The following is a 10,001-nucleotide window of genomic DNA, read 5'->3' as shown; positions in this document are numbered from 1 at the left end:
GGCCCTCCGGCGTGCCCGCCGATGCTCTCATGAAGGTCAATGGGCTGAGCGCGACCAACGGGCTGAAGACCGGCCAGAAGCTCGTCATCCCGGCCTATGCCTATTCGGGCAAGAAACCGGCGCCGAAGCTTGCCGACGCCAAGCCTGCGAACGACACCAAGCGCGATTTGCCGGCCAAGGCGCCGGAGATGGTGGCCGTGCTGCCGCAGCAGCCGAAGCTCAAGGAGAGCAAGTCCGCCGCGCAGGTGGATGCCTCGGCGGCCGCAAACCAGCCGAAAGACGGAAAAACCGCGCCTAAGACGACTAGTGGCGGTGGCGCCTACACGGTCCAGCAGGGCGATACGCTGTCGGCCATCGCCAGGAAAACCGGCGTCGGCGTGGCTGCGTTGAAGCAGGCGAACGGCATGCAGGACGGCCTGCTCAAGATTGGCCAGACCCTGAAGGTGCCGGCCGGCGGAACCGCGACGGTTGCCAGCGCCAAGCCGGCAAAGGTCGATCCGGTAACGACAGCCACCACTTCGCCTGCGGCAAAGACCACGCCGTCGGAGACGCTCGCCGCCTACACGCCGCCGAAGAAGGATGCGAAGGTCATCCAGCAGGCCGAGGACGATGACGCGGTGGCGCCCAACGCCACAGGCATCGGCAAGATGCGGTGGCCGGTGCGCGGCCGCGTGATCTCCGGCTTTGGCGGCGGCAAGGACGGTGTCGACATTGCCGTGCCGGAAGGAACCCCGGTCAAGGCGGCCGAGAACGGCGTCGTCATCTATGCCGGCGATGGTCTCAAGGAATTCGGCAATACGGTGCTGGTTCGCCACGAGAACGGGTTGGTCACGGTCTATGGCCACGCCCGTTCGATCGAGGTCCAGCGCGGCCAGAAGGTCAAGCGCGGCCAGGAAATCGCGCAGTCCGGCATGAGCGGCACCACCGACTCGCCGAAACTGCATTTCGAAGTCCGCAAGAACTCGGCGCCGGTCGATCCTTCGACCTATCTTGAATAAAGGAAGTCGATCCTTCGACCTATCTCGAATAGAAGAAGAAAAGCGATTGCGCGCCGCCTGACCTCCAGTCCGGCCCGCCGGCTCAGCCCGCTCCGTAAGGGGCGGGCTTTTTCAGTCGCTTTTCTGGACCATGATCTTGTCCGAAAACCGGGCTCCACTTTTCGGGATCATGGTCTAATCCTTGAGCGATTTGCCGAGCCGGCCTGCCAGATCCTGGGTGAACTGCCAGGCAACGCGGCCCGAACGGCTGCCGCGCGTCGTCGCCCATTCCAGCGCCTCGGCGCGCAGCGTCTCGGGGTCGATGGCAAGGCCGTGATGGCTGATATAGCCGTCGATCATGTCGAGATACTCGTCCTGTGAGCATTTGTGGAAGCCGAGCCAGAGGCCAAAACGATCGGACAGCGAAACTTTTTCCTCGACCGCCTCCGATGGGTTGATCGCGGTCGAGCGTTCATTGTCGATCATGTCGCGCGGCAATAGATGTCGCCGGTTCGAGGTGGCATAGAAGATCACATTGGCCGGACGGCCCTCGACGCCGCCTTCGAGCGCCGCTTTCAGCGACTTATAGGACGTGTCGTCATGGTCGAAGGACAGGTCGTCGCAAAACAGGACAAAGCGGTAAGGTGCTGCCTTCAGCAAATTCATAAGCTTCGGCAGCGTGTCGATGTCCTCGCGGTGGATCTCGATGAGCTTGAGCGGCAGGTCCAGCTTTGCCGACGCGTTGACCGCCGCGTGCACGGCCTTGACCAGCGAGGACTTGCCCATGCCGCGCGCTCCCCACAACAGCACGTTGTTGGCTGCATAACCGGAAGCGAAGCGCTCGGTGTTGTCGACCAATATGTCGCGGACGCGGTCGACGCCGCGGATCAGGCCGATGTCGACGCGATTGACCTTGAGCACCGGCTCCAGATAGCCGGCATCAGCCTGCCAGACGAAGCAATCGGCCTTGCCGAGATCGGTTTCCGGCACCGGCGGCGGAGCGAGGCGGGCGACCGCCTCGATCAGGCGGTCGAGCTTCTTGTTCAGGGCTTCGATGGTGCTGTCGCTCATTTTATCTTTGCACTCAGGAGGGGATGACACGGAACCCAATTTGGTTCCGGCATTTCGGAACCAGTTCCAACCTTTTGTTAGAGCATGATCTTTTCCGAAAACCGGGCGTCGTTTTCGGGATCATGCTCTAACACGGCTCAACCAGCCGGAAAAGCAGCCGAAATGCCTGACCGCAGTTGCATTGGCAACTTTACCGACTATATTCCGGCGAAATTTCACGGGGCCGCCAAATTTTCCCAGGACGGTTTGGCGGCCGTTTTTCAAAATTCAGGAGTACCTCGATGTTCGTGACACCGGCATATGCCCAAGGCGTCGGCGCCTCCCCGGATATGTTCATCAGCATTTTGCCGTTTGTCCTGATTTTCGTGATCATGTATTTTCTGATCATCCGGCCGCAGCGCACGCAGTTGAAGAAGCGCGGCGAGATGCTGGCGGCGGTTCGCCGCGGCGACACGGTCGTCACCGGCGGCGGTTTCGTCGGCAAGGTGACCAAGGTGATCGACGACAATGAACTCGAGATCGATCTCGGCGGTGGCACCAAGGTAACGGCGCTGCGCTCGACGATCGCAGACGTGCGCGTCAAGGGCGAGCCGGTGGCGAACCAGAACGCCAAGAAATAATCGGATGTCGGCGGGACGATCCGCCAGAACGCCCTGACGGACGACGCCGATGACTCTGATCTGCGGTGGCTGTGGCCATCGCAGGGGCTCTGATGCGCCCAGTCTTCTCGCTGCCAGCCCGCTCGCCCCGTCCAGGTCGCCAACGATCTCGTCGTGCTATTGCCCGCTGGTGCCTTGCCAGCAAGATTGACAATAGTTGAAGAAAGCCCGATGGCAGCACCAAAGTGAACTGCCTTGTGCTCGAGGCGAGCATTTGGCGAACCAGAACGCCAAGAAATAACCCCATTCCAGGCGGAACGATCCGCCAGAACGCCCTGACGGACGACGCCATATGCTTTATTTCTCGCGCTTCAAGATGATCCTGATCTGGCTGGCCGTGGCCGCCACAGTGATCCTCGCTGCGCCCAATCTTTTCTCTGCCAGCACGCTGGCCCAGCTTCCTAATTGGGTGCCGAAGCGCCAGATGACGCTCGGCCTCGATCTGCAGGGCGGCTCGCATATCCTGCTCAGGATGGATCCGAACGATCTGATCAAGGATCGGCTGGAGACGACACGCGACGAAATCAGGACGCGCCTGCGCGACGCCAAGATCGGTTACACCGGCCTTTCCGGATCAGGCCGGGCCGTGCAGGTCCGCATCACCGATCCCGGTCAGCTCGAAGCCGCCAAGACGGCGCTGAAGACATTGACCGACCCGGTGGCAGCCGGCCTGTTCAGCGGCGGCTCCGTCCAGGAGATGTCGCTTGATGATTCCGAGCCCGGCCTGCTCAAGTTCGCCGTCACCGATGCCGGCATCAAGTACCGCACGTCGACGGCGTTGGCGCAGTCGCTCGAGGTTGTCGAGCGCCGCGTCAACGAGCTCGGCACCACCGAGCCGATCGTGCAACGCCAAGGTGAAGACCGCATTCTGGTCCAGGTGCCGGGCCTGCAGGATCCGCAGAGGCTGAAGGACATTCTTGGCCAGACCGCCAAGCTGACCTTCCAGATGGTCGACCAGTCGATGCCGGTGCAGGACGCGCTCAACGGTCGTCCGCCAGCGGGATCGTCGGTATTGTATTCGCAGGATGATCCGCCGGTTCCGTACCTGATCGAGAACCGCGTCATCGTTTCGGGCGAAAATCTCACCGATGCGCAGGCGACGTACAATTCCCAGACCAACGAGCCGGTGGTTTCGTTCACCTTCGATTCCAAGGGAGCGGCGCGCTTCGGCCAGGCGACCTCGCAGAATGTCGGCAAGCTGTTTGCCATTATCCTCGACAATCAGGTGATTTCGGCGCCGCAGATCCGCGAACCGATCCTTGGCGGCAACGGCCAAATCTCGGGCAATTTTACCGCCGAGAGCGCCAACGACCTCGCCGTGCTGTTGCGTGCCGGCGCGCTGCCGGCGACGCTGACGGTGATCGAAGAGCGCACGGTAGGTCCTGGGCTCGGCGAAGATTCCATTCACGCCGGCAAGGTCGCCGGCGTGGTCGGGTCGATTCTCGTCGTCGCCTTCATGTTCGTCGCCTACGGCTTCCTCGGCTTCCTCGCCAACCTTGCGCTGGCGGTGCATGTGGCGATGATCATCGGGCTGCTGTCGCTTCTGGGAGCGACGCTGACCTTGCCGGGCATTGCCGGTATCGTGCTGACCATCGGCATGGCGGTCGATTCCAACGTTCTCATCTACGAGCGCATCCGCGAGGAGCGAAGAGCCGGCCGCTCGGTCATCCAGGCGATCGACACCGGTTTCACCAAGGCTCTGGCGACCATCGTCGATTCCAACGTCACAGCGCTGATCGCGACCGTGGTGCTGTTCTGGATCGGCACGGGGCCGGTGAAGGGTTTTGCCATATCCTTCGCCATCGGCATTCTGACTACCGTCTTCACCGCCTTCACCTTCACCCGGTTGCTGGTGTCGATCTGGCTTCGCCGGGCGCGGCCGAAGGAATTGCCGCGGGCGCCGGTGACCTTCATTCCGCCCGGTACGAGAATTCCGTTCATGGGCATCCGCCGCTGGACGTTCGCTCTGTCGAGCCTGCTATCGGTGCTGTCGGTCGTGCTGTTCATGACCGTCGACATCAATTACGGCATCGACTTCAAGGGCGGTTCGCTGATCGAGGTGCAGGCCAAGGATGGCACCGCCGATCTTGCCGATATCCGCGGCAGGCTGACGGAACTCAACATCGGCGAAGTGCAGGTCCAGCAATTCGGCGAGCCGAACGACGTTTTGATCCGCGTCGGCACACAGGATGGCGGCGAGAATGCCGAGCAGACCGTCATCGACAAGGTGCGCGGCGAGCTGCAGGACCAGTATGATTTCCGCCGCGTCGAAGTGGTGGGGCCGACGGTTTCCGGCGAGCTCGCCAAGCAAGGCACGATCGCTATGCTGGTCGCGCTGCTTGGCATCCTGGCCTATGTGTGGTTCCGCTTCGAATGGCAGTTCGCGGTCGGCGCCATCATCGCCACGGTCCACGACATCGTCATGACCATCGGCTTCTTCGTCATCACTGGGCTCGAATTCAACCAATCGTCGCTGGCGGCGATCCTGACCATCATCGGCTATTCGCTGAACGACACGATCGTCGTCTATGACCGTGTTCGCGAGGATCTCAGGAAATACAAGAAGATGCCGCTGCCGGAATTGTTGAACAACGCCATCAACGAAACGCTGTCGAGAACGACGCTGACCGCGGTGACGACGATCCTGGCGCTTCTGGCGTTGGTCCTGTTCGGCGGCGAGGTGATCCGCTCGTTCACGCTGGCGATGCTGTTCGGCGTCGTCTTCGGAACCTATTCGTCGATCTTTATCGCCGCTCCGTTGCTCATCCTGTTCAAGCTGCGGCCACAGGCCGCGGCGGCCGACGAGGAGAAGCGGGTGAGCGGCGGCAAAGCCGTGGCAACCTGACGATTGCTGCGCCCGTGGCAAAAGGCATCGTCATCCGCGAAGCGCATTTCCCCGGCCGTGCGCCGATCGAGGCCTACGGCAATGGCGGGTTCCGTTTCGCCGACATGTCGCATCGCGGCTCGCTGCTGTGCCTGCCGTCGGGCATCTACGGTTGGGAGCCGGCTGATCCCCTGGCGCTGACGGCGGCGGATTTCGCCAAGCTGCTCAACGAGGCTGACAAGGTTGAGATCCTGCTGGTCGGCGCCGGCAAGGATCTCAAGCCGTTGCCGGCAGCGCTGCGTGCCGCGCTGAAGGCGGCGGGCATTGCGGCCGACCCGATGTCGACCGGCGCTGCCGTGCGGACCTACAATGTTCTTCTGGCGGAAAACCGTGCGGTGGCCGCCGCACTGATTGCCGTCGAGTGACGTGAGCGAAAACGCCAAAATCGTCATGGAAACGGTGCGAGCCGCCGACCATGACCGCTATGTTTCCGCGCTCTATGCGCCTGAAGACAAGCGTGACGCGCTGTTTTCGCTTTATGCCTTCAATGCCGAGATATCAGGCATCCGCGACCGTATCCGCGAGGCGCTTCCCGGCGAGGTGCGGCTGCAATGGTGGCGCGATGTCATCGCAGCCGATGACGACGTGGCAGGCAGCGGCCATCCCGTCGCGGACGCGTTGAAGGCGACGATTTCCACCTACGGTCTGCCAAAACCCGCCTTCGAGAACATGCTCGAAGCTCGCATTTTCGATCTCTATGACGACCCCATGCCGTCGCGCATCGATCTGGAAGGCTATTGCGGCGAGACCGCAGCGGCGCTCATCCAGCTGGCGGCGATGGTGCTTGATCCCGTCGAAGCGCCGCGGTTTGCCGAACTTGCGGGCAGGGCAGGCTGCGCCCAGGCGATGACCGGCCTGTTGCTGCTGCTGCCGCAGCACCGCAAGCGCGGCCAATGCTTTGTCCCGGCCGACATTCTGGCCGCAGCAGGGTCCTCGCCGGAGGAGTTCTTTACAGGCGATGGTGGGCTGGGGGCGGAACGCGCTGTGGCCGCGATGATCGCGCTGGCGCGGGAGCATCTTGCGGCATTCGAAGGCGGCGCGTCGGCTTTGCCGGTTTCGCTGCGCCCGGCATTTCTGCCGCTGGCTCTCTCTCGCGCTTATCTCGGCAAGATGGAAAGTTCTCCTCATTCACCTCTGAGCGGCGTGGCACGGCTCTCGGCCTGGCGCCGCCATTGGCTGCTGTTGCGCCGCGCGACTCGAGGCTGGCCGGACACCTGAAGGCTGACACGAACTCCGTAACTGCTATTCCGCCGCTTCCGCCCGCGACGGCAGCCCCAGCCATTCGCGGCAGTCGGCCAGCGCGCGTGACGTCACCGCACGCCGCTTGGCGACGGTCTTGTCCTTGCCGCGCAGGCGCTTTCCCTCTGACTTCGGTGCTTCCACCGGTGGGAACAGGCCGAAATTGACATTCATCGGCTGGAAGGAGCGTTTTCCCGGCTCGTCGTCGGAGACGATGTGACCGCCGGTGATGTGGTTGAGCAGCGCGCCAAAGGCTGTGGTCAACGGTGGCAGCGCCGGTGCGTGGCCCAACCGTTCGGCGGCGGCAAAGCGACCGGCAAGCAGGCCGATGGCCGCACTTTCGACATAGCCTTCGCAACCGGTGATCTGGCCGGCGAAGCGCAGGCCGGGCCGCGATTTCAGCTGCAGCGAATGGTCAAGCAGCGTCGGCGAATTGATATAGGTGTTGCGGTGCAGGCCGCCGAGGCGGGCGAATTCGGCGTTCTCCAGGCCCGGGACAGTGCGGAACACGCGCACCTGCTCGGCGTGCTTCAGCTTGGTCTGGAAGCCGACCATGTTGTAGAGCGTGCCCAGCGCATTGTCCTGGCGAAGCTGCACGACGGCATAGGCCTTCACCGACGGATTGTGCGCATTAGTCAGCCCCATCGGCTTCATCGGCCCATGGCGCAGCGTCTCGACGCCGCGCTCGGCCATGATCTCGATCGGCAGGCAGCCGTCGAAATAGGGCGTGCCTTCCCATTGCTTGAATTCGGTCTTTTGGCCCTCCAGAAGCGCCCCTACGAAGGCGAGATATTGCTCCTTGTCCATCGGACAGTTGATGTAATCCTTGCCGGTGCCGCCGGGTCCGACCTTGTCGTAGCGTGACTGGAACCAGCAAATGTCCATGTCGATCGTGTCGAAATGGACGATCGGCGCGATGGCATCGAAGAAGGCGAGCGCATCCGCGCCGGTCACTTCCGCGATCGATTGGGCGAGCCCAGGTGCGGTCAGCGGGCCGGTGGCGATGATCGCCTGGTCCCAGTCCGCAGGCGGCAGACCGGGCACTTCCTCGCGCTGGATGGTGATGAGCGGGTGCGCTTCGAGCTTGTTGGTCACCGCTTCGGAAAATCCGTCGCGGTCGACGGCAAGCGCGCCACCGGCCGGCACCTGGTGGGCATCGCCGGCGCTCATGATCAGCGATCCGGCCAGCCGCATTTCGGCATGCAGCAGGCCGACGGCGTTGGTCTGCGCATCGTCGGAACGGAAGGAATTGGAACAGACCAGCTCGGCCAGCCCATCCGTCTTGTGCGCATCGGTGCCGCGGACGGGGCGCATTTCATGCAGGACAACGGGAACGCCGGCTTCGGCCGCCTGCCAAGCGGCTTCGGAGCCGGCGAGACCGCCGCCGATGACGTGAATGGGATTCTTGTTCATGAGCGCCGAAATAGTCGCTTGTAGCTGCGATTGCAATTGCCCGAGTTGGCCGCGCTGTTGGCGCCAAGTGCTGCAATCGTCTACTGTCGGAGAATGGACGGGAGTCTCGGGATCTTTGCCAGAGTGATCTTTCTGATAGCCGTCATCGCCACGAGCGGATCAGCGGCCGCCGGCGAACTGGCCGCGACGGCTTCCAAGCGGATCCCCATATGCCATGGCTATAGTTGCAACTATCGCACGATGCTGGCGCTTGGCCCCGGTGACAGCGCGCGTTTCCGCTCCATCCTGCGTGCGGGCGCGGGTTCGCCCCAAGCAGAGCGTTCCGCTGTCAAGAAAGCTGTCCGCTATTTCGAGCAGCGCATTTTCCGGGCTACCGGCGTTCGCGATCTGCCGCAGTCGGAATTCGGTGCATCGCGCATTAGGGGCCAGATGGATTGTGTCGACGAATCGACCAATACGCATTCGCTGCTGGTCTACCTTGCCGAGCGAAAATTGCTCAGGTTTCACAAGGTCGAGGACAATGCCTCGCGAGGCCTGTTTGTCGACGGGCGCTATCCCCATTGGACGGCGGTGATCAGCGACCGCGGAGGCACCGAATGGGTGGTGGATTCCTGGTATGCGGCGATGGGCGGCGCGCCGGACATTTTTCCGCTGAGCCAGTGGAAGAAACGGGGCGTGCTGGAAAGCGGTGCGCTGGACTGACGACAGGGGACGTCCCGCCAAAACGGCTCCCAGAGTGAATCGACCCTGAAAACAACAACACCCGCCGGGGGAGGAGGTCCGGCGGGTGTCGTTTTGCTGGCCGATCCTCGGGAGGAGGTGAAGATCGACCGTATTCGTCATCGCCGGGGAGGAGGTCGGCTTTGACGAAATTCGTTTCGCCCCTGGGAAACAGCGCCCGCCGCGGGAGGAGGTGCGGCGGGCGCCGTTTTTGTGGTCAACCCTCGGGAGGAGGTGAAGGCTGACCGTATTCGTCAGGGTCGGGGAGGAGGTCGACCCTGGCGAAATTCCTTGATTAGATCGCCTTGCGGGCGATGATCTTGATTTCGTCGCGGACGATGCCGAGATCATGCAGCTGGCGGTTCGAAAGGCGACCCAGCTCGGTAACCGTCGAGCGATAAACGCGCCAGTTACGATAGTTGCGGATCAGGTTCATTGTCGTTCTCTTTTCAAGTCAAACTGGTTCGGACCATTTGCGGTCCGAAGAGGATTAGACCGCCTTGCGAGCGACGTAGTGGATGTCGCTGCGGCTGATGCCGAGGTCGGTCAGTTCGCGGTTGCTCAGGCGGCTCAGCTCGGAAACGGTGTCCCGGTAGCGGCGCCAGTTGCGGTAGTTGCGGATCAGGTTCATGGTATTTCTCGTTTCGTCTTTCTTTCGGATCATTCCGTCTTTGTGTACGCCCTGAAGATAGGTGGGGTCATATCGATTTAAAAGCGCTATTGGTGCATGGCAGCAATGCAAATTGTGCAATGCACCATCACGCGGCGCTCACGTGTTCGACATAGATAAGCCGGAATCGGAAAATGTCGTGGCGTCAACGATTTGGCCGGGTCGGCTTAAAAAAAAGACCAAGCTGGGGGAGAAAGGTATGGCGAGCTATTCGTCACGCGTCAGGGCCGATATCGCACGATGGCTGCAGGCCAGCCTGATCGATGCCCCGACAGCCGACGCGCTGACGCGCGACGTCGAAGCCAATCAACGGAGATCGCTGAGCTTCGGTTCGATCCTGGCGATGATGGCGGCGCTGTTGTTTGGCG

Annotated in this window: 10 protein-coding genes and 1 pseudogene; 7 read left to right on the top strand and 4 right to left on the bottom strand. The window is 62.3% G+C overall.

Translation table 11 applies throughout. The features are described from left to right. Positions 1-998: LysM peptidoglycan-binding domain-containing M23 family metallopeptidase (locus EOC93_RS30480; RefSeq protein ID WP_127206479.1), on the top strand; the 998-nt coding region annotated here is incomplete at its 5' end. Between the two features lie 174 nt (positions 999-1,172). Here the strand turns inward: EOC93_RS30480 and EOC93_RS30475 are convergent. Then, positions 1,173-2,048 (bottom strand): ATP-binding protein, encoded by an 876-nt coding sequence (locus EOC93_RS30475; protein WP_127206478.1) that lies wholly within the window; start codon positions 2,046-2,048, stop codon positions 1,173-1,175. 281 nt (positions 2,049-2,329) lie between these two features. Between EOC93_RS30475 and yajC the strand changes: the two genes are divergently transcribed. The 4 genes from yajC to EOC93_RS30455 all read left to right on the top strand — a co-directional run bounded on the left by yajC (position 2,330) and on the right by EOC93_RS30455 (position 6,809). Next, complete coding sequence (gene yajC / locus EOC93_RS30470; protein WP_008876289.1) at positions 2,330-2,668, top strand: preprotein translocase subunit YajC; 339 nt, start codon at positions 2,330-2,332, stop codon at positions 2,666-2,668. 331 nt (positions 2,669-2,999) lie between these two features. Then, positions 3,000-5,552, top strand: a complete 2,553-nt coding sequence (secDF, locus tag EOC93_RS30465) for a protein translocase subunit SecDF (protein WP_127206477.1) — start codon at positions 3,000-3,002, stop codon at positions 5,550-5,552. A gap of 14 nt (positions 5,553-5,566) precedes the next feature. Then, the gene (locus tag EOC93_RS30460; RefSeq protein ID WP_127206476.1) at positions 5,567-5,956 is read left to right on the top strand and encodes an Mth938-like domain-containing protein; all 390 of its coding nucleotides are present in this window, start codon (positions 5,567-5,569) and stop codon (positions 5,954-5,956) included. A gap of 1 nt (position 5,957) precedes the next feature. Then, the gene (locus EOC93_RS30455) at positions 5,958-6,809 is read left to right on the top strand and encodes a phytoene/squalene synthase family protein (protein WP_164759337.1); all 852 of its coding nucleotides are present in this window, start codon (positions 5,958-5,960) and stop codon (positions 6,807-6,809) included. Positions 6,810-6,833: 24 nt separating this feature from the next. On the opposite strand, the gene trmFO is transcribed toward EOC93_RS30455, so the two are convergent. Then, positions 6,834-8,243, bottom strand: coding sequence for a methylenetetrahydrofolate--tRNA-(uracil(54)-C(5))-methyltransferase (FADH(2)-oxidizing) TrmFO (gene trmFO / locus EOC93_RS30450; protein ID WP_127206475.1), 1,410 nt, complete (start codon positions 8,241-8,243; stop codon positions 6,834-6,836). A 123-nt stretch (positions 8,244-8,366) separates the two neighbouring features. Here trmFO and EOC93_RS30445 point away from each other — a divergent pair, with 123 nt between their 5' ends. Next, on the top strand, positions 8,367-8,945 hold the full coding sequence (locus EOC93_RS30445) for a hypothetical protein (protein WP_245461586.1): 579 nt from the start codon (positions 8,367-8,369) through the stop codon (positions 8,943-8,945). A 313-nt stretch (positions 8,946-9,258) separates the two neighbouring features. Here the strand turns inward: EOC93_RS30445 and EOC93_RS30440 are convergent, their stop codons facing one another. Both EOC93_RS30440 and EOC93_RS30435 read right to left on the bottom strand, forming a co-directional pair. Further along, positions 9,259-9,399: a DUF1127 domain-containing protein gene (locus tag EOC93_RS30440; RefSeq protein ID WP_095485458.1), complete on the bottom strand. Its 141-nt coding sequence runs from the start codon at positions 9,397-9,399 to the stop codon at positions 9,259-9,261. Positions 9,400-9,453: 54 nt separating this feature from the next. Beyond that, complete coding sequence (locus EOC93_RS30435) at positions 9,454-9,594, bottom strand: DUF1127 domain-containing protein (protein WP_006335194.1); 141 nt, start codon at positions 9,592-9,594, stop codon at positions 9,454-9,456. 238 nt (positions 9,595-9,832) lie between these two features. On the opposite strand from EOC93_RS30435, the pseudogene EOC93_RS35125 reads away from it, so the two are divergent. Beyond that, positions 9,833-10,001: pseudogene (locus tag EOC93_RS35125) on the top strand (DUF2157 domain-containing protein); the annotation flags it as partial.

The organism is Mesorhizobium sp. M6A.T.Ce.TU.002.03.1.1 (genome assembly GCF_003997275.1).
Classification (GTDB): domain Bacteria; phylum Pseudomonadota; class Alphaproteobacteria; order Rhizobiales; family Rhizobiaceae; genus Mesorhizobium; species Mesorhizobium mediterraneum.
Note: the sequence above shows the minus strand (reverse complement) of the source record. Positions and strands in the feature narration are given on the sequence as shown.

Coding starts and splice junctions, on each gene's coding strand:
- EOC93_RS30475 (WP_127206478.1), bottom strand. CDS start 2,048: ATGAGCGACAGCACCATCGAAGCCCTGAACAAGAAGCTCGACCGCCTG.
- yajC (WP_008876289.1), top strand. CDS start 2,330: ATGTTCGTGACACCGGCATATGCCCAAGGCGTCGGCGCCTCCCCGGAT.
- secDF (WP_127206477.1), top strand. CDS start 3,000: ATGCTTTATTTCTCGCGCTTCAAGATGATCCTGATCTGGCTGGCCGTG.
- trmFO (WP_127206475.1), bottom strand. CDS start 8,243: ATGAACAAGAATCCCATTCACGTCATCGGCGGCGGTCTCGCCGGCTCC.
- EOC93_RS30440 (WP_095485458.1), bottom strand. CDS start 9,399: ATGAACCTGATCCGCAACTATCGTAACTGGCGCGTTTATCGCTCGACG.
- EOC93_RS30435 (WP_006335194.1), bottom strand. CDS start 9,594: ATGAACCTGATCCGCAACTACCGCAACTGGCGCCGCTACCGGGACACC.